The organism is Streptomyces sp. I05A-00742 (assembly GCF_013055795.1).
Taxonomy (GTDB): domain Bacteria; phylum Actinomycetota; class Actinomycetes; order Streptomycetales; family Streptomycetaceae; genus Streptomyces.
In genome coordinates, this window is sequence record NZ_JABETO010000004.1 from 270,376 (window position 1) to 290,134 (window position 19,759).

A 19,759-nucleotide genomic window follows, 5' to 3' on the forward strand; every position below is an offset into this window, starting at 1 on the left:
GTGATGCCGGTGTTGTGAGGGGGCCGCCGGAAAAGGACTTGCCATGGGCAGCAGGCGCCAAGGGATCATGTGCACATGCGCATTGGTGTGATCGGGCTGAGGATGGGGCTGTTCCTGGCGGGCTGGTGCCGGCGAGTGGGCATGGAGGTGGTGGCCGCCTGCGATCTGGACGCCGCGCGGCGGGAGGCGGCGCGGGAGGAGTTGCCGGGAGCGGTGCTCACCGACCGGTGGGAGGACCTGCTGGACCTCCGCCTGGACGGGGTTGTCCTGGCCAACGACTTCGACGCGCACGCGCCGCTGGCCATCGCGTTCCTGGAGCGGGGCGTGCACGTGCTGTCCGAGTGCGCGGCCTGCGTGGACGCGGACGAGGGAAGGCGGCTGATCGCGGCGGCGGAGCGGTCCACCGCCACCTACTCCTTCGCCGAGAACTACGTCTGTCACCCGCACGTCCGCCTGGTCCGGCAGGCGGTCGAAGCCGGGGAGCTCGGCCGGGTTAGCCTGATCGAGGCCGACTACCTGCACGGCATGTCACCGGAGGACGTCACCGCACTGACCGGCGACCCCGACAGCTGGCGCGGCCGCATCGCCGCGACGGCCTATTGCACGCACACCGTTTCGCCGGTGCTGGCCGTCACGGGCGCCTGGCCGGTGGAGGTGACCGCGTTCCAGGCGCACGAGGCAGACCCGGACCAGGCTGTCGTCATGACCGTCCGGCTGTCCACCGGCGCACTGGCCGTGACCCGCCACGGCTTCCTCCAGGGCGAGCCCGACAGCCACTGGAGCTGGCTGTCCGTCCGCGGCACCCGGGCACTGGCCGAGTCCGTGCGCGCACCGGGCGAGCGGGCCTGGTCCGTCCGCGTCCGGGCAGAGGGCTGGACACGGTCCGACGGCGTCACGCACGAGGAGGAACGGGTCCCGCCACCCCTCACTCTGGACGGACGGCCGGTGGAGCGGCAGGCCGAGGGGACCGTGCGAGTCCTCCAGGGATTCCGTGCCACGGTGGAACACGGGGAGCCGCCGCTGGTCCCGGTGCGGCCCGCGGTGGCCGCGTCACTGGTCGGCGTGGCCGGTGCGGAGTCGCTGAAGAACGGTTCGCGGCCGGTGCGAGTGCCGGACATCTCCGGATGAAGGACGCCGATCGCGTCGCGAACTCCGTTGTCGGGCGTCCCCCCGTCCCTCCTTCTCCCCGTGAAGCCGCTCCGGGGGCGCGCCGCCATTTCGGAAGGTACCCACCAGTAGGCTTTCAAACGGACCTGGGTACAGTGCCTTTGACTGACTGCCAGCGACATTCGGGGTTGGCGGGGGAGCACGCGTGCGGCGGTGTGCCGTCGTGCGCGGGAACGAAGGAAATCATGGGTTCGATACACAAGCGCATCGGCGCGGTCCTCGGTTCGGCCGCCCTGTTCGCCGGCGTGGTGCTCACGGCCGGGGCCGGAACCGCCAGCGCCGACGAGACGGGTGACCTCGCGTCCGACATCGACGTCTCCGTGTCCACGACCGGGGTCTCGGATCGTGCCGCGGCGGGGTGGGACGGGTCGCTCACCGTCCACATCACCAGCCCCCGGGACGGCCACGACATGGGCTTCGTCCGGTGGAACGCGGACCCGCAGCCCGCGCCCGACATCCCGGGCGACTCCCTCATCGCCAAGGACATCAGCCCCGACGGCTGGGCGATCGAGGCCGAGCTGAGCAACGGCCGCGTCGCCTCCACGCGCGGCCACAAGGCGATCTACATGAAGGTCGTCTCCGGCAACCTGCCCGAGGGGCACCCGTACAAGCTGCGTGGGTGCGTCGTGAAGGGCAGCGAGCGCAAGTGCACCCAATGGCGCCCGGTCCACGCCTGATCCGCTGAAGGGCCGGGCCGCTCAGCGGCCCGGCCGCGCCCGTGCCGCGGCGTGGTTGAACGGCTCGCCCCCGGAGGGTCGGTGGCAGCCCGGCGAACCGGACGTCGTGATCGCCATGGATGCCGGATACGACGCGACCCGCCTGACCCGGGCCCGGGTCCTTCGGGATCTTCCCGTCGAGCTGGTCGGCGCATCCGCGGCGACCACGTGATGCGCCTGCCCAAGCCGCCCCGGGTCCACGACCCGAAGGGCGGCCGGGCGGCGCCTGCGTGTGGTGGGCCTGGCTGATCATCGCTGCCCGCACCCGGCCGCGGCTCTCCCGCCCGCTCACCCGGGACCTGCGACACCCCTGGGAGAAGCCGGCCGCACCAGGCCGGTTCACCCCGGCACGGGTCCGGCCGACCGGTCGACCAGAGCGGCCGGAGGCGGCGGGGTGCCACCCCGGTGTCCGGTCAGCGGGCGGCGAGGAGTTCGAGCGTGTCGATCACGCGGTTCGAGAAGCCCCACTCGTTGTCGTACCAGGCGACCACCTTGACGTGGCGGCCGTCGACGCGGGTGAGGGCCGAGTCGAAGATCGCCGAGGCGGGGTTGCCCGTGATGTCGGACGACACGAGCGGGTCGTCCGAGTACTCGAGGACGCCGGCGAGCGGCCCCTGCGCCGCGGCGCGGTACGCCGCCAGTACGTCGTCGCGTGTCACGTCGCGGGCGACGGTCGTGTTGAGTTCGACGATCGATCCCACCGGCACCGGTACGCGGATCGAGTCGCCGGACAGCTTGCCGTCGAGGTTCGGCAGCACCAGGCCGATCGCCTTGGCGGCGCCGGTCGTGGTCGGCACGATGTTGACAGCAGCGGCACGGGCGCGGCGGGCGTCGCGGTGCGGACCGTCCTGCAGGTTCTGCTCCTGCGTGTAGGCGTGCACCGTCGTCATGAACCCGTGCTCGATACCGGCGAGTTCGTCGAGCACCTTGGCCAGCGGCGCGAGCGCGTTGGTGGTGCAGGAGGCGTTCGAGACGATGGTGTGCACGGCCGGGTCGTAGGCGTCGGTGTTGACCCCGAACGCGAGCGTGACATCGGCGCCGTCCGACGGTGCGCTGACGAGGACCTTCCTCGCGCCCGCGTCGAGGTGGGCGCGGGCGGCCTTGGCCGAGGTGAAGCGGCCGGTGGCCTCCAGGACGATGTCGACGCCGAGTTCGGCCCACGGGAGCCGCGCCGGTTCGCGCTCGGCCGTCACCGTGATCCGACGGCCGTCGACGACGAGGGTGTCCCCGTCGACGTTCACCGGGCGCCCGAGCCGGCCGGCCGTGCTGTCGTAGGCGAGCAGCCGGGCGAGAGCGGCGGGCTCCGTCAGGTCGTTGACGGCGACGATCTCCAGGGTGCTGTCGCGCTCCAGCAGTGCGCGCAGCACATTGCGTCCGATGCGGCCGAATCCGTTGATGGCGATGCGAGTCATGAGTGAGGTCCCTTCCCTTCGCCACCAGGGTCGCCCTCGGCTCGCGCCGCTGACAGTGGCGGGATCGCCAGGGTTCAAAAGGATCCCGCCACCGCCCGCGACGCCGGCCGGGCCGGTCACTCGCCCCGTGTGAAGGTGCGCCGGTACTCGCTCGGTGTGGTGCCGAGGATGCGCTGGAAGTGCAGGCGCAGGTTCGCGCCGGTGCCGAGCCCGACGTCGGCGGCGATCTGTTCGACGCTGCGCTGCGAGCGTTCGAGCAGTTCGCGGGCCAGGTCGATGCGGGCGCGCATCACCCACTGCATCGGCGTGCAGCCGGTCTCCTCGACGAAGCGCCGGGAGAACGTGCGCGGCGAGACCTCGGCCTGCCGCGCCAGTATGTCGAGGGTGAGGGGCTCACCGAGCCGGTACAGCGCCCACTCGCGGGTGGCGGCGAACCGCTCGCCGAGCGGCTCGGGGACGCTGCGCGGCACGTACTGGGCCTGGCCGCCGCTGCGGTAGGGGGCGGCGACCAGACGCCGGGCCGCGTGGTTGGACGCGGCCACTCCGAGGTCACCGCGCAGGATGTGCAGGCACAGGTCGATGCCGGAGGCGGCCCCGGCCGAGGTGAGCACGCCGCCCTCGTCGACGAACAGCACGTTCTCGTCGACCCGGACGAGCGGATGCCTGGCCATGAGTGCCCGCGTGTAGTGCCAGTGCGTCGTGGCGCGCCTGCCGTCGAGCAGGCCCGTGGCGGCGAGCGCGAAGGCGCCCGTCGAGATGGCGGCGAGCCGCGCGCCCCGGCCGTGGGCGGCGATCAGTGCGTCGACGACGGCCCGCGGCGGGTCGTCGCGGTCCGGGAACCGGTAGCCGGGGACGAAGACGATGTCCGCCCACGCAACCGCGTCGAGGCCGTGGGCGACGTGGTACGTGAGGCCGTCGCCGCCGGTCACGGGACCGGGGGTCGCCCCGCACACCCGCACCTCGTACGGCATGCTCGCGCGGGTCGTGAACACCTGCGCGGGAATTCCGACATCGAGCGGCTTCGCCCCCTCGAGCACGAGGACGGCGACGCGATGCGGGCGGGAGGCTGGCACAGGAAGAGGTTACGTGGGGCGTGACGTCGATACGCCCACTGCGCGGGCCGGCAGCCGACACCGGCCGGGGCCTCCGGCCGAGCCGGGATCAGACCCGCGCTCGACCGACGGCACCCGACCGCACAGCACAGCTGTCCGTCCATCCGCGTCAGTACCGGCCGGCCCCTCGACGACGGCCGGTCAGCGGTCCAGGGGCAACTGATCGCCGGTGGCGCCGACTTCCAGACGCGTGTAGTCGGGGTGGTCCAGGCGATGGTGGATGTAGATCTGGTCGGCCCACGGTGGGTCGAAGGGCGTGAACGCCCGCAGACCCAGGACCCGGCCGATGGGCCGGCCGGGATGGGCCGCGTTGAAATCGGCGAGGGCCGCGGCTTCGCCGATCTGCTCGATGGTGCCCGGCAGATCGTCGAGATAGCAGGTGACCCTCGGCAGCAGGTGCTCGTGCGCCGGGCCGTGGAAGAGGCCCAGGGCGGTCGTCGTCGAGGAGCAGTAGTCCAGATCGAGGCAGACGAAGCCGACCGGATGATCGCGCAGCTCGTCCGCGTGGGTGACGAGGTAGTCGGGCAGCGTTTCGGCGAGGTCGCCGATCACCAGCTCGGCCGTGCCCAGGCGGGCACGCAACCGGTCGTGGTCCATGGTGTAGAAACCAGGGCCGAACAGGTAGGGCAGGTCCCGGGGATCCTTGGCGGCGGGCATGCCCGCACCGCTGTCGAAGCCGACCACCCGCACCGCCACACCCGTGGCGGCGGCGTAGTACCGGGCGTGCTCGGCAAGGGCCAGCAGCCCGTTGCCCCCGGCCACCCCGAACTCCACCACCGTGACACCTGGGCGCCCCAGCCGCGCGGCCAGCTCGGTGGCCCGGCGAACGCCATAGGCGTAGTGCGGCCGCTCGACCAGGCCGAACCGGTACGCCGCAGCGGAGCCGACACCGGGCAGCCGCCGTAACAGCCGGTTGCGGACAGCTTGCCGAGTACCGGACTTCGACCAGTCCCACACCATGTCCGACAGCCCACCGGTGGGCCGACGACCGAACGGATGCCCCTTTTGAGCGGTCGTACGTGACCCCTTGCGCACCACGCCACCCCTCCCCGAGGTCGCACCACGATCAGCGGCAGCCTTCCCACGTGTCACCCCACCCAACCGGCCGCCGAGCCGGGCCTGTGGCATCGATGGCCATGCCCGGCCCCCGGCATGCGCGCGTTCACCGGTAGGAACTGCGCCCACAAGTCGTCACCACGCCCCGAGTACGTGCTCCCGCATGCAGGGACCGCGACCGCAAGCCGGCACAACATCGGAAAGGCCGTTCCCTCATTACGAGGAAACGGCCTCTGACCTGCGAAAATCGCTGGTCGGGACGGCGGGATTCGAACCCACGACCCCTTGACCCCCAGTCAAGCAGGGGCCTGCCACATCATCCATATCCGGGACAAATCGCCGTCATATTTCGCGCGGTAGCGTCATGGTTGTCCGTTCGGGTGCACGACGTGTGTCCCCAAGTGGTCCCCAAGGCCCTTCCCCCGTTACTCACTCTCCTGCGCTCAGGGCTTTGTCAGCCGACCACAACGTAACGCCACCGCGTCCCGCGCGGCGACCGGTGACCGATGACCGGTGACGGGGGCTCTTGCCGCAGTACCACCGCAGGCCCCCTCCCCCATAACCGGCCGATCCGGGGGAAGGAACCATGCAAGGCGCATGGGGCCTGTTATTAGCGCCAGCACTGCAGCACACTCATCTCGTGTCACATCCATCCCTCGCAGCCCTCGATGACCTCCTCCGCAACCTGCCCGTCGGGCCGGCACGCCAGCGGCAGCTCGGCATGGTGCGCCAGGAGCTGGCCGTCGCCCTCGAGCAGCACCTCCTGCCCTGCAGTGCCCGAAGGGACCTGCCGCAGCTCCTCGACGAGGCGGTCACACGGCAGTACATCCGGGTGGCGAAGACCGGCGCATTGCGCAGTCGCCTGGTGAACGGTGAGAAACCGCCGACTTCGGAGCCGACGAACGCCGCCCGGCTGGCCTGCCTAGAGATCATCCGCCGGATGGCGGGACTACCGGTCATCGCCATGGAAACCGCCGGACCTGTCGCATTGAAGTCCGTTCCCGGGAGCGAGCGACTCAAATCCCTGCGACGCCGGCTGCGACGCGACCTGTCGAGAGTTCGGTCACCCGGTCATGCCAGGTTCATAGCGGTACTGGCCGTGATGCTCGACACCCGGGCCAGAGCCGGGGAGTTGGTGGCCCAGCGCATCGACCACCTCTCAGGGGACGGTCGAAGCATCGACGTCCTCCGCCGCCCCCAGCACGGCACGGACGCCCCGCCAGTTCGTGAAACCCTCCCCTTGTCCCCCCTCAGCCGCGATGCCTTCGACCGCTGGCTGCCCGTCCGCGCGGAACTGACCGAAACCCTCGAGGGCAAAGCCAATGCGCTGTGGGTCTCGCTCGCCCACAACCACGCCGGAACACTGCGCGACGACGGCTCGTCCACCCGGCGGCGCCAGGGCATGCCCCTGCAGCAGCGCGGTCTGATCCGCAGCTACAACAGCGGCCGCCACCGCTACGAGCTCACGGACCTCCTGCCCCCAAACCTCGAACAACTGCGTCGCGCCCTCGAACGGGAGGCATCAGCCGACGGAGCCCGGCTCGGGGCCGATGCCGCACCTCGGTGACACCCCGCCGACGGCCTGCGCTTCGTCGTCCCCACCAGAGCATGAACACCGGTCCTTCGCCCAAGTACTACGGCTGCAAACGCGGCGTGACCAAGACCCGGCGCGACAAGCTCACCGCCGACGAGCTCGCCGCCCTCGCGAAGCTGGGCTTGGACTGGCCTTGTCGTCGGCTGCGGCCTGGAACGGCGGGCGGCCTCCATCGGCAGGTACCCGGCCCATCATCTGGCCCGGGCTCCGCTCGGCTGCCGTGTCCGCACTCGGCTCCGGGCGGAGCTCTGCCCGGGCGCGGCACCCGATGCCTGCGCGTGGAGGTGGCTACGGCTTGGGCACACCCGCAAACGGGTTGGTGATCTGGGCGTGTCCGTCGAAGAGGAAGAGCGGGTCAAAGGCCGCTGTCGTGCCGGCACCGAAGGCGTTGGTGAAGGCAGCTGCTCCCGGCGCGGCGAGCTTGAGAGGGATGTTCTTGGTGTCCACGGTGGTTGGGGTGAAGGAAACGAGGTCGAGCGCGACCGGGTAGTGGAAGAAGTCGACGTTCGTGGCGGCTGCGCCGTCCTGGGCGACGTCCGCGCTGGTGGAGCCTTCACCGAGCTTGATGTGGATGTTGAGGTTGGTCACATCGAGACGGTGCTCGGAGTCGGCGAAGCGCATGCCTCCCTGGAAGGGGCCCCCGCCACTGGAGAGGTCGGAAGCCAGGGTGCCGGAGCCAGGCAGCGTAACGCAGTTGCCCGTGCGCGTGGCGGGGGCGATGGCTTCGAGCGTCACGTTCTGGGCTGCCAGGGTGTGTTCCGCGTTGGGCGACAGGCAGAAGGTGCCGCTACCGCTGATGGGGAGGTCGGCGCCGATGGCGCCTGCCTGAACAGCGATGATGCCAAGGGCTGTCGCGGTGAGGAGAGCGAGGACGACGGTGCGCTTCTTGGAAGTGAAGGCCTTCATGTCCAGTTAACGACTGCGTCCCGGGGCTGGACCTGCGGTATTGGTCATGATCACTCGTACGCGTCACCGGCCCCGGGAGCGGAGTCCGGGCGGTCGCCCGTCGGCTTGGCAGGATGGTTGTGCGGTGTCTACGGGATGCACAGACGGACGTTGCGTGCGAGGGCTTCGAGGGCTGCTTCTCGGGTGAGTCGGGAAGGCAGCAGGCGGTCCAAGTGGCTGGGGAGTGCCGGCTGCTCGGGGGGTTGGAAGCCGAGTTGGGCGATGCGGGCCATGCCGTGGCTGCGGCGGTGGGTGGCGCCGGGCGGGGCAAGGAGCGGCCGGGTGGGGCGGCCGGTTTCGGCGAGGTAGTCGAGGCAGGCGCGTTCCATGTCGGCGGCCGTCAGCCGGGCCTGGCCGGCGGTGACCCAGTGGAGGGCAGCCGCGGTGGTGTCGCCACGGAGCAGGGCGTCGGTCAGGGCCGTGAGGTAGTCGGTCAGCATTTCGATGGGCAGGACGTCGCACCAGTGGTCAGGGTTGACGGGCAGTCCTTCGGCACGGTCCTGCAGCAGGGCGGTGAGCAGGGCGTGGGGGAACTGGTGGCGGGGTGGGGTGGTGGCGTTGCGGGCGGCGAACAGGAGGGCGGGGCGGACGATGGCGACGGGCTGGGTGCAGTGGGCGGCGAGTTCTTCGGCGCGGCGTTTCGAGGTGCTGTAGGCGCGCATGGAGCGGGCGGCCAGGTCCTCGCCGGGAGTCTGGAACGCTGCTGCGGCGGAGGAGAGCAGCAGGACGGGTACGCCTGTCTCTTCGGCCAGGCGCAGGATGCGGCGGGTGCCCTCGGCGTTGATGGTGTCAAAGGCGGTGAGGTCGGGCGGAGCCATGGCCGTGAGGCCTGCGCAGTGCACGATCACGTCGATTTTCGCTGCCAGTTCTCGGCGCCGGCTGGTGCTCATGCCCAGGTCTTCGGCGGTGAGGTCGCCTTCCACGCACGCGACCGGGGCATCGGGCCGTCGATGGCGGACGAGTGCGGTGATGTGGTGGCGTGCGGCGAGGGCGGGCAGGAGGCTCGTCCCGATCACTCCTGTGGATCCGGTGAGCAGGACGGTGGGACGGGACGGGAGCATGCGGGCACCTCGGGTCGTGACTTTGTGGCGGCCTCTGCCGCCCGGCGGTGTGGCGGCCTCTGCCGCCCGGCGGTGTGGCGGCCTCTGCCGCCCGGCGGTCTGTGCGTGTCAGGGGCAGGTGGCGGCGGCCAGTTCAGCTACGGCGCGTTGCCACAGGTGGGGCAGGTCGCGCACGTGCTGGTGTTGCTCCTGCGCGGTGACGCAGAGGGTGGCGCCGCTGTGGAGGAAGAGCAGGACGCTGGAGAACAGGTGCCCGGCAGGCAGCGCGGGCATGGCGATGCCGGCGGTGACCGGTGAGCCGTTGAAGGCCATGGGTCTGGGGGCGCTGAGGAGGGTGGCGCCGGCGAGCGAGTCACCGGGGGTGAGGGAGGCTGCGATGTGTTGCCACAGCAGGTGGTGCGGCATGCGGTCCAGAAGCCTGCGGGTGCGCTCCCGGGGCCAGGCGGTCGTTCGTTGGACGACGAGGGCCAGCCGGTGCGCGGGCTTGGGTTCGTCGACGGGCAGGAGCATGCGTGTGTATCCCAGGCGGTTGCCACGGTCCTGGCGCTCATGGCGCAGGCGCACGCTGAAGGGGACGCGTACAGGGGCCGGCTGGTCACGTTCGGTGGGAGGCAGCCAGGCGCGCAGGGCTCCGGCCAAGGCGGCGAGGTAGACCTCGTTGAGGGAGGCGCCCGTGGTGCGGCCGATGGCGCGCATCGCGCCCAGGGGGGCATCTGCTGTTGCCAGCAGGCGGTTGCCGGTGGGGGCGGGCGCACTGGCCCCCTGGGCTGCGGCGTCGCCAGCTCCGCTGAGCGGGACAGGCGCGCGGGGGTCGAGCAGGCGCTTGATGGTGTGGGCGGTCGCCACGCCGTCCTGGGCAGCGTGGTGGACGCGGTAGGCCAGCAGGAACTCGCCGTCACGTTCGGTATCGCCGAGCCACAGGCCCCAGCGTGGTTGGTTCTCCCGGACGGGCTGGTTGGCGAGCATCTGCGCCCAGCGTGGCAGATCGGTGGACTGGTCAAGGATGTGGACGTGGCGGCCGGCGTCGAAGGCGCTGTCCGGGTGCCAGGCTTCCGCGCCGACCGGTCCATCCAGGCACTCCGCCAGTGCGGGCAGTTGAGGCAGTCGGGCATTGACGAGGGTGACGATCTGGGCGGCGGTGGGCTTCGGTCCTCTCAGCCGCAGCGTGAGGCCCACGACGAAGCCGTCATCGGGATACCGCCGCGACCATTCGAGCATCGCGCGGTCCTGGTGGGCAGGAAACTCTGCGCCCGCGGAGTCGGTATTCGCCCTCTGTGTCGTGGCCACGTCGGCGTCGGCGGGTGTGGGTCCCGGACCGGCGTCGCCGCTCCGGGCATGATCTTGCCGGTCTGCAGGCTGGGCCGGCGGCCCGGCCGTTGTTGCGGGTCCCTCGGGGTGATGACTGTCAGGGCCTGACGCCTGTGTTCCGCCTGATCCGATGCTGGTTGGCGCGCTCACACATACTCCGATCGCGAACGTGTACTCAAGGGGCCGGCCGTGACACCGAGGGAACGACCGCAGATGGGCCTTGGATGCGCCCGGATCGACGGCGGCCGGTGAGGCAGACGCGAGAGCGTGGGCGCTTCGGGGCGGCTCGGGGAGCCGTGACAGCTGCGCCAAAGGACTTCTTCAGGACGAATGCGCCTCACCGCGGTCGGGGCCCTGCGGCTCCGTGCCTTTCGCGCGTGGTGTCCGTTGGACCACTCGGCACCACTCGTTCAGTCCGGCGATGGAGACACTCCTCATGTTCGACAAGCTCGTCGCAATGTTGTTCGAGATCGGCATCGACACCTCGCACGTCACCGCACAGACCACCTTCCGCCAGCTGGAGATGGACTCGCTGTCCCTGACCGAGCTGGCCGTCATCGCAGCCGAAGGGGGCGGTGCCGGCGCCGACGGCATGACCCTCGACACCACCCTGGACGAGGCCGCGCAGCAACTCGCGCACGCCGCCCGGCCGCAGCAGGCGTAGACCATGACACCGCGCACCTTTGCGACCGCCCCCAGGCCGTTCACCGCTCGCCCAGGTCCGGGCGCAGGGGCCCGGACCGCGCGACATCACCAGTGTCAGGTGCTCTTCCACCCTCTCTCGCGGGCCGTCTCCGCAACCCCCCGTGGACCCGCGTACGCCGCGGGCACCGGGTTCAGCGCGATGCTGTTGCCGGCCGGCAGCCATGACCGGTCGGCGGGGACACCCCTGTCGCCCCTGGCCACCTGGCAGCAGGCGAAGGGGGTGTGCGATGAACATGCCTGAGATCGCCGTTACAGGACTGGGAATGCTCACTCCCGCCGGCATCGGCGCGGAAGCCACCTGGACAGGGGTCCTGGACGGTAAGTCGACGGCCGCCACCAGCGACCGGCTAGCCGGTCTGCCCGTCGAATTCTGCTGCTCCCTGCCCCCCTTCGACCCCGCCGACACGCTCGGCCGCCGTACCGCGCACCGCCTGGACCGCTCCAGCCAGCTCGCCGTCATCGCCGCCCAAGAAGCCCTGCGCGACGCAGGCCTCGACCCCGCCACCTGGGACGGTGCCCGTGTAGGGGTCGTTATCGGCTGCGGAGTGGGTGCTTCACACACCTGGGAGACTCAGGGCAGGCGGTTACAGGAGTTCGGGCCCCGTCGGGTCTCACCGCTGCTGCTGCCGATGATCGGTCCCAGCACCCCCGCGGGCGAGGTCGCCCTCGCGTACGGCGCCCAGGGGCCGAGCCTGACCACCGGGACCGCCTGCGCCTCCGGCGCGACAGCGATCGTGATCGCGCGCGACCTGCTCACTTCCCGGCAGTGCGATGTCGTCATCGCGGGCGGCACCGAAGCGTGCAACACGCCCCTGATCGTGACCGGTCTCGCCCAACTCGGCGCCCTCTCCGGCCGCTGCGACGATCCCGCATCCGCATCACGTCCCTTCGATGCGGCACGTGACGGATTCGTCCTCGGCGAAGCCGCCGCGGTTCTCATCCTCGAACGCGCCGAGGACTCGATCGCCCGTCGGCATCGTCCCCGAGCCCTGCTCGCCGGCTGCGGATCCTCTACCGACGCCTACCACCCCACCACACCCCACCCCGAAGGGCGCGGTATCGAAACGGCCATGCGCACCGCTCTGACTGACGCGGGGCTCCACGCAAGCGACATCGGCTACGTCAACGCGCACGGCACCTCGACCCGCCTCAACGACACCGTCGAAGCCCACACCCTGCACAACGTGCTGCCCCACGGCCCGTACGTGACGTCCACCAAAGGCGTACTCGGGCACTCCCTCGGCGCCACCGGCGCCGTCGAAGCCGCCCTTACCGTCCTGAGTATCCGGCACGCACTCATCCCGCCCACCGCCAACCTCGAAACCCCGGACCAGGACATCGAACTCAACCTCATCACCAGAACCGCGGTGAAGCAGCGCGTGAGCGCGGCCCTCAGCAACTCCTTCGGGTTCGGCGGTCACAACGTCGTCCTCGCCTTCCATAGCCCGTGAGCTTGGTCGTTTGACGCCCGGCTTCGGACAGGCGGGGCCCGGTGGTCAGTCGTTCGGGTGTTCCCGGGACGACGGAACGGCTCTCGCGTGATCCTGAACTCCACTATGAGGGAAGGAGTTGACGCGACAGCCGCAGCGATGAGTGTGTTCGAGCGAGCCGCTGCCGTGGACCCCGATATCGGTCACGTCACGGCTGAACCCCGCCTCCAAGGGGACGGACTCGGGGTCCACCCGTAAGAAAACCAGGAGCGCGTCCGCGGCCGACAGGACCCTCACACTGCGTGAGCAGCCCCACAAACCGCAAGCCATCGACTATCCGCACATGAATCCGCGAGAGGTCGACCGCGACGCCGGCTTCACCCGCGACCCGACCTGACCGGGGTAGGCCACGACGGCACCAGCTCCGTGGAAGTGCGCCTGCGCACGGGGAGAGACGAGACCTGGCGCGCACCGAGGAACCGTTCCAGCCCGACTACTCGGCTGAGTCGGCGTCGCCGGGACGCGCCGGCCGGCACCCCGTCGGGAACGTTCCACCGGCTCACGGCGAAGGCCCCTGTGTTCAGGCCAAGTTCAGGGCACGTCTGACCGGCGAGCCTCAGCTGTGGACCCGCCGTTGCCGCTCCGGTCACCGGAATGGCCGTCTGACCGGCGTGTGCCCTCTGATGCCGCGCCGTACGCCAGTGTCGAACACATCAGTGGGCACCGGGTGCAGGAATCATCCTGGCGCTTGCTTGGGAAGCGAGCCGTCGTGGGAGCGCTCGGTTCAGGGCCCGGCGGCCGTCGAGGGTAGATCGGTTTCCGGCCGACACAGGTCACAGCCGGCGCAGGGCGTCGTTGACGGTCTGCGCGCCGACTGGTGATGATTCGTGGCCGGACGGACGCGAGGAGTCACCCATGCCCGGGTCGTTGATCGACACGTTCTTCACGGTCACCACCGGAGAGGCGGGTCTCCGGATCGGCCACGCGGTGCAAGAAGGCCGGGTCGCCCGCTGGAACTGGACGGACAGCAGGATGTACGACGTCGACGCGGTCCCGCTGGCGCAGCGCTGGCCGCAGTTGCCGGAGGCGTTCCGGCAGGGCTTCGACGCGGCTCTGACCACCCCGGCGGACAACCCCTGGACGTGGGTGTTCCGCGGCGGTCAGTGTCTGCGGCTGCACCCGGTGGACGGCACGGTCAGTGAAGTGTCCACCATCGCCGCGCGCTTTCCCGGGCTGCCGGGAGCTTTCGCGCAAGGCATCGACGCGGCGCTGCCGGGTACCGGCGCCAATGAGGTGTATCTGTTCAGCGGCAACAAGTGTGCCCGCTACGACCTGCGCGTACCGGCTCCCGTCGAGGTGAAGCCGATAGCCGAGGTGTGGAGCGGACTGGCCGCCAAGGCGCCGGAGTTCATCCACGGGCTCGACGCTGCCACCTTCGACCCGGGCACGGGCAACTGCTACCTCTTCCGTGGTGGCTCGTACGTCCGGGGCAAGCTGGCCACCACCACCATCGAGCAGAGCGCGGCGCCGGTGGACAACGCGGCGTGGCCGGGGCTGGTGCCCGCGTTCACTCGGGGGCATGTGATCCTCTCAAGCGACTACCCATACGCCCTCGACCTGGAGACCGGGGAGGGCGTGCGTCTGGGGATCAATGCCTCCGGGTGGCCGACGGCCAGCCCCGACGGTCGCTACACACATTTCATCTACCCGCACACCCAAGGTAGCTGGACCTGTTACGACATGGTCACTGGGCAACCGGTCTGGACCTCCTACAAAGAGCCACCGATGCGCGGTGGGCGGGTGACCTTCAGCCGGGACGGCGGCCTGGTGTACTTCGTGACCCCGGAGGCTTACAGGAGGTATTCGCTCACCATCGCCGAACCCCTCGAACCGGCCCTCGTCGCCTCGATCCCTCTCCGCGACTACGACGCCACTGCGGTGGAGACGGCTGCGGTCCTTGGCCCTGAGGGCCCGGAAGAACAGTCCCCGCGGCTCCCGGACGAGACCCGGGAGGGTGAGAAGGACGCTCTCCGGTTCGACGAGCACTGGCCGGTCGCGCCTCCCGTGGCGCTCGGGCCGGCGGGTGACATGGCGTACATCGGTTACTTCCCGGTGGATCAGTACGGCCACCCCATCGGCGGTTACCGCATCCTCGAAGTGGATCTGACCGAGCGGAAGGTGCGGCAGACGTTCCGGCTTCCCGACGCCGGCGCGCCGCTCGACATCGCCGTCGACACGGGCGGGCGACTCGCCCACGTCGCCCAGGAGCGCGGCACCTGTGCGATCGACCTGTACACCGGCGCCATCGCGTGGGAGGGCGTCCTCCCGCCGTGCCGCGCGCTGAAATTCACCCCCGACGGCCGTGAACTGTGGTGTCTGCCCGCCGCGGACAACGGCGGGGTCCTGGTCGCCGAACCTGTCGGCCACGCGGTCGTACGGCGCATCCCGGTCGGCTTGGAGGGCGGCCTCGGTACTGGCACCAGCCTGGACTTCAATCACTACGGGACGTACGCCTACGTCCTGATGCAGACCGGCTCTTCAGCACGTGTCGCCGTGGTCGACGTGACCGCCCACCGGACGACCGTCATCCACTCTCTCGCGGTGGAATACAGCGAGGACTACCGGCTCGCCTACACCACCTACTGAGCCCTGCCCCGCCGGCCCACCTCGTCACCCCCGTCATCCGCAGGGAGCCGTATATGCCCGCCAACCCGCCCGTCCTCCATGCCTTCTTCACCGTCAGCGAACCGGGCGGCCGGGAAACCGGTTTCGCTGTCCAGGGCGGGCGCACCGCCCGGTTCGACTGGGGCACCGGCCGCATCACGGGCGGCGCCCGCCCCTTGGAGCGCCAATGGCCGGCACTGCCGGCCGCGTTCCGTACGGGCTTCGACGCGGCGCTGGTCACCGCCGACCCGTGGACGATGGTCTTCCGCGGTACGCAGTGCCTGCTGCTGAACCCACTGGACGGAGCGGTCGCCGAGGTCACCACCATCGCCGCCCGGCTGCCCGGACTGCCGGCGCCGTTCCCGCAGGGGATCGACGCGGCCCTGGCGGCCGGAACGGGCAACGAGGTGTACCTCTTCGCGGGCGGCCAGTGCGCCCGCTACGACCTGCGCGCCATGACCGTGGTGGAGACGGCGCCGCTGGAGCGGATATGGAGCGGACTCACCCAGCGCGCACCGGAGTTCACCGCCGGGATCGACGCCGCTGTGCGCCACCCCTCCCGGGGCACGTTCCACTTCTTCCGGGGTGGCGCCTTCACCCGGGGCACCCTCGCGACCCGTACCGTCACCGAAGATGCCCGGCCCGTCGACGACGCCACCTGGCCGGGGCTGGTGCCGACATTCGCCGCCGGATTCGCCTATGTGCAGGCGGGCCGGGGGATCGATGTGATCGACCTGGCCGCCGACCGGGTCGTCCGGACCCTGGACATCGAAGCGCACAGTGACTCCGCCGCTGCTCTGCAGACGAGTCCGGACGGCCGAATGCTGTACGTGTACCACCACTTGCGGCGGCAATGCGTCGACACCAACACTCGTCAAATCGTGGCCACCATCGACTACCCCGGAGGAGAGCAGCCGGACGGCGGCGTCTGCTTCAGCCCCGACGGTTCCCTGGTGCACGGCGCAGCCATCGACCGGGATCAGACCGCGCTTTTCCACCTGGACACCTTCCGGGCCGGTACTGCCCAGCGGACCCAGCGCGTCGAGCTGCGTGCCGGTGACCTTTTCGCCGTCCTCGGTGAGCCGTCGCCCGGTGCGGTCGAGGTGACCGGCTCATCCATCAGGAGCGCCTTTTGCCCGCCGGTCGCTTCACCCGACGGCCGGTTCGTGTACGTCGGTGCGGTCCTCGACCACCAGGGTGCTGTCGTCGAGGCCGACGTCCAGGCGGGACGGATGCGCCAGGCCTTCCGCATCCCGGGCAGCGGCGACGTGCGCACGCTCGCGCTCTCCCCGGACGGCATCCATCTGCACGCCGGCGGCGACAACGGCGTCGTCACGTTCGATGTCCGGAACGGGACGGTCGTCCGCCAGGGGGTGCTGCCGCGGTGCAAGGCCTTGGCCGTGCCGCCTGGCGAGGACGCTCTCTACTGCCTCCCCTGGGACAGCAAGGAAGGCGTCCTGATCGCCGATCCGCTCACCCACACCGTCCGCCGTCGCATCCCGGTCGGCGGCTCCGGTGGCCCCGGCACTCCGCACGCCATCGCCTTCGACTACGCCGGCACCTTCGCGTACGTCAGCGACGACCATGCCAACGCCGTGGCGGTGGTCGACACCGACACGTACGACATGGTCCGGGCCGTCCCGATGCGCGACGGCCTGCGCCCGATGAGCATCGCCGTCGGCCCGTACTGAGCCCGTACTGAGCCCATACAGAGGCCGTACCGAGCTCGTATCGATCCCGTACGCCCCAAGGCCCGCCCGTACACCCGCCCCACCCGCACACCGACCACACACACCCGGACCGGCCGAGGCAGGGCCAGGGGGGAACGACCGCCGTGACACAGGCTGAACGCGAGCGCACCACCCTCCTCCAGATTCTGGAGGAGATGGATTTACGGGGGCTGGAGCTCCCCGAGGAACTCGTGCCGTTCCTGGAGAACGTCCACCGGCACGAGGGCCTGCCCGGTAAGGACAAGTTGATCACCGGGCAGTTCCCCGGTTACACCGACGAGCCGGGCGATCCGAACCCCGTCGACGGCGTGTTCGTCTCGACCACCCGGCTCGGCGGCGACACGCTCACGGCGTTCGTGCTGAGCGTACGGGTCGGATTCGACGGCTCGACCCTGCCGCTGGTCGGCGACGGGATCCCCGAAGGGGCACTGACCTTTCCGCTGCTGCGGGTGATCTACGTCTCGCGCCCGCTGGACATGACCGCTACGGACCGGCTGACCGCTCTGCTCGCCGAGTACGGTCTCGCCGAACGGGTCTTCCCCCGCCCCAACGCGATGTCCGACAACGTCTGGGCCAAGGGCTTCACCGGAGTCCTCACCTGGAAGGTCAACGGCGGCGAGATGCCCGCCCTCGCGGTGCGCGTCGAAAAGGAGAAGGAGGACGAGCCTCCGGAGCCGGACAAGGAGATCCGCGTTCCGGGGCTGCCGGTGTCCTACGGGCCGCTGGAGATCGCCGCGCTCATGCGGGGCCGGGACAAGAAGTACCTCCGTATCTACTTCACCGGTGAACTGCGCATCGCCGGATCGGTGTTCGCCCTGGACGGCCTCGGACTGACCATCCCGCTCAAGCTGGGGAGGATTCCTCAGCCGCGGCTGGCCGGGGCTTCTCTCGCCCTGCGCCGCAGCGCACCGCCGATGGCCATCGACGCGGCGCTGCGCTGGACGGACAGCAAGGACGAGGCGGTCGCCGGCGGGCTGCTGGGCCTCGTCAGGGTGAGCACGCCCATGGTGGAGGTGATGGGCGCGGGCGGGTTCGCGCGGGCCTCGACGGGGTACTCCACGGTGTTCCTTTATGTGGAGGCGTTGCTGGCGGAGGGGCGATCGCTGTTCGGGCCGCCGCCGTTCACCGTCACCGGGGTGTCGGGCGGATTCGGCCTCAACAGCCGGGTGATCCCGCCTTCGGCCACCCAGCTGCCCGAGTTCCCCCTGATCGGCCGGCTGAACGACGCCCCCACCACCCCGGGCGAGCCCGCGCCTCAGCCACCGGAGCCGATGGACATGCTGGACCGGCTCGCCGGACGCGCGGGCTGGGTGCGGCCCGAGGAGGGCTCGTACTGGGCGGCGGTCGGGGTGCGGTTCACCTCCTTCCGCTTCATCGAGACGCAGGCGCTGGCGCTCGTCGAGTTCGGCAACCGGCTCAACCTGATGCTGCTGGGCCGCACTTCCCTCAGCCTGCCGAAGACCGTCGTCCCCGGCCGCAAGGAGCACGCGCGGCTCAACATCGACCTGCGGCTGGCGTTCCTGTCCGAGCAGCACCTGCTCGCGCTGGACGTCGCGGTGGGAGCGGGCTCGTACATCTTCGACCCGGCCTGCACGCTCAGCGGCGGGCTCGCCGTGTACATCTGGACCGGTGGTGACCGGGGCGGTGACTTCGTCATCAGCCTCGGCGGCTACCACCCGCAGTTCCCGCTGCCCCCGCACTACCCGAGGCCCGCCCGTCTCGGCCTGGAGTGGAACCCGTGCAGCCGGGTCAGCGTCCGCGCCTCCGGCTACACCGCGCTCACGCCGGGCGCGGTGATGTTCGGCGGAGCACTCGCCGCCCGCTATGAGAAGGGGCTGCTGAGCGCCTGGTTCACGGCGCATCTGGACGCGCTCATCCAGTGGAAGCCGTTCTATCTGGACATCGCGCTGGGCATCTCGATCGGCGTGGCCTTCACCATCAAGGTCTGGTTTGTGAAGGTGCGGGTCTCCATCGAGGTCGGCATCGACCTTCAGCTGTGGACTCCGCCGATGGGCGGCCGGGTCTCCGTCCGGGTGTGGTTCGTCTCGTTCTCGTTCGACTTCGGCTCCTCCCGGGCGGGCGCCCCGCCCGTGCCGTGGGGCGAGTTCCAGATGCAGCTGCCCGCGCCGGTGCGGACCAAGACGGAGAAGGGCCTGCTGCTGGACGCGGACTCCTCGGAGCGCGAAGCGCGCGCCGCTGCGGACGCGCCGCTGCTGGTGTCCCCGGACGGCTTCGCGTTCTCCACCGAGTCGGCGCTGCCCGCCTCCGAAGTGCGGATCAACGACAAGACGTACGCCACCGCGGACACCATCGACATCCGGCCGATGCGCAAGAGCGGTGTCACCTCGCGGCACCTGGTCCGCATCCGGAAGGGCGGTCTCGACTTCGACGCCGTGGACAACGGCTGGAGCATCACCGTGCAACGCCGCGGTCTTCCCCGCTCGCTGTGGGGCAGCCCGCTGGCCGACCCGGCCGAGGCGGCGCGGGAGGAGGGGCTGATCCCCGGGATGATCACCGGGCTGCACTTCGAGGTGCCCAAGCCCGAACTCGGCGTGGGGCTCGGCCCGGTCAGCTCACGCTCCCTCGGCTTCGATCCGCTGCCGGACGGTGCGACGCCGCTGCGGGACGCCGCTCCCGCCGGGCCCGCCCCGTGCCCGGGGGACGACCGCACCGTCGAGTTGATCACCACCACGCTTGCCGCGCAGGAGACCGTCATCCGGCGCACCGCCGTGTTCGCGGCCCTGGGGCGGCTGGACGCCGAACCCGCCAAGAACGCGGACTCCCCGCTGACGGCCTACGCGGACCTGGCGGGCCGCACTATGACCAACGCACCCATGACGGCGGACGCGGCCTGAGCGG

Annotated in this window: 14 protein-coding genes; 8 read left to right on the plus strand and 6 right to left on the minus strand. The window is 70.6% G+C overall.

What is annotated here, in order from left to right; genetic code table 11:
* Positions 1-75: 75 nt before the first annotated feature.
* The gene (locus tag HN013_RS05970; protein ID WP_171163710.1) at positions 76-1,128 is read left to right on the plus strand and encodes a Gfo/Idh/MocA family protein; all 1,053 of its coding nucleotides are present in this window, start codon (positions 76-78) and stop codon (positions 1,126-1,128) included.
* A gap of 224 nt (positions 1,129-1,352) precedes the next feature.
* Complete coding sequence (locus HN013_RS05975; protein ID WP_171163712.1) at positions 1,353-1,844, plus strand: hypothetical protein; 492 nt, start codon at positions 1,353-1,355, stop codon at positions 1,842-1,844.
* Positions 1,845-2,296: 452 nt separating this feature from the next.
* Here the strand turns inward: HN013_RS05975 and gap are convergent, their stop codons facing one another.
* The 3 genes from gap to HN013_RS05990 form a co-directional block, all read right to left on the minus strand.
* Positions 2,297-3,295: a type I glyceraldehyde-3-phosphate dehydrogenase gene (gap, locus tag HN013_RS05980; protein ID WP_171163714.1), complete on the minus strand. Its 999-nt coding sequence runs from the start codon at positions 3,293-3,295 to the stop codon at positions 2,297-2,299.
* A 116-nt stretch (positions 3,296-3,411) separates the two neighbouring features.
* Positions 3,412-4,368 (minus strand): GlxA family transcriptional regulator, encoded by a 957-nt coding sequence (locus HN013_RS05985; RefSeq protein WP_171163716.1) that lies wholly within the window; start codon positions 4,366-4,368, stop codon positions 3,412-3,414.
* A gap of 180 nt (positions 4,369-4,548) precedes the next feature.
* Positions 4,549-5,367 (minus strand): hypothetical protein, encoded by an 819-nt coding sequence (locus HN013_RS05990; protein WP_171163718.1) that lies wholly within the window; start codon positions 5,365-5,367, stop codon positions 4,549-4,551.
* 682 nt (positions 5,368-6,049) lie between these two features.
* On the opposite strand from HN013_RS05990, the gene HN013_RS05995 reads away from it, so the two are divergent.
* On the plus strand, positions 6,050-7,030 hold the full coding sequence (locus tag HN013_RS05995) for a hypothetical protein (RefSeq protein WP_212763992.1): 981 nt from the start codon (positions 6,050-6,052) through the stop codon (positions 7,028-7,030).
* Positions 7,031-7,345: 315 nt separating this feature from the next.
* On the opposite strand, the gene HN013_RS06000 is transcribed toward HN013_RS05995, so the two are convergent.
* The 3 genes from HN013_RS06000 to HN013_RS06010 all read right to left on the minus strand — a co-directional run bounded on the left by HN013_RS06000 (position 7,346) and on the right by HN013_RS06010 (position 10,281).
* Complete coding sequence (locus HN013_RS06000) at positions 7,346-7,963, minus strand: HtaA domain-containing protein (protein WP_171163722.1); 618 nt, start codon at positions 7,961-7,963, stop codon at positions 7,346-7,348.
* A gap of 128 nt (positions 7,964-8,091) precedes the next feature.
* The gene (locus HN013_RS06005) at positions 8,092-9,063 is read right to left on the minus strand and encodes an SDR family oxidoreductase (RefSeq protein WP_171163724.1); all 972 of its coding nucleotides are present in this window, start codon (positions 9,061-9,063) and stop codon (positions 8,092-8,094) included.
* 108 nt (positions 9,064-9,171) lie between these two features.
* A complete protein-coding gene (locus tag HN013_RS06010) occupies positions 9,172-10,281 on the minus strand; it encodes a wax ester/triacylglycerol synthase domain-containing protein (RefSeq protein WP_171163726.1) in 1,110 nt (369 codons plus the stop codon).
* A gap of 511 nt (positions 10,282-10,792) precedes the next feature.
* On the opposite strand from HN013_RS06010, the gene HN013_RS06015 reads away from it, so the two are divergent.
* From HN013_RS06015 to HN013_RS06035, 5 genes are all read left to right on the plus strand, one after another.
* Positions 10,793-11,035 carry a phosphopantetheine-binding protein gene (locus tag HN013_RS06015; protein ID WP_171163728.1) on the plus strand — a complete coding sequence of 81 codons (243 nt, stop codon included), beginning with the start codon at positions 10,793-10,795 and terminating at the stop codon, positions 11,033-11,035.
* 268 nt (positions 11,036-11,303) lie between these two features.
* Positions 11,304-12,527, plus strand: a complete 1,224-nt coding sequence (locus HN013_RS06020; protein WP_171163730.1) for a beta-ketoacyl synthase — start codon at positions 11,304-11,306, stop codon at positions 12,525-12,527.
* Between the two features lie 894 nt (positions 12,528-13,421).
* On the plus strand, positions 13,422-15,152 hold the full coding sequence (locus HN013_RS06025) for a hemopexin repeat-containing protein (RefSeq protein ID WP_171163731.1): 1,731 nt from the start codon (positions 13,422-13,424) through the stop codon (positions 15,150-15,152).
* A gap of 53 nt (positions 15,153-15,205) precedes the next feature.
* Positions 15,206-16,861: a hypothetical protein gene (locus HN013_RS06030; RefSeq protein WP_171163733.1), complete on the plus strand. Its 1,656-nt coding sequence runs from the start codon at positions 15,206-15,208 to the stop codon at positions 16,859-16,861.
* A 143-nt stretch (positions 16,862-17,004) separates the two neighbouring features.
* Complete coding sequence (locus HN013_RS06035) at positions 17,005-19,755, plus strand: DUF6603 domain-containing protein (RefSeq protein WP_312018512.1); 2,751 nt, start codon at positions 17,005-17,007, stop codon at positions 19,753-19,755.
* Positions 19,756-19,759 lie beyond the last annotated feature (4 nt).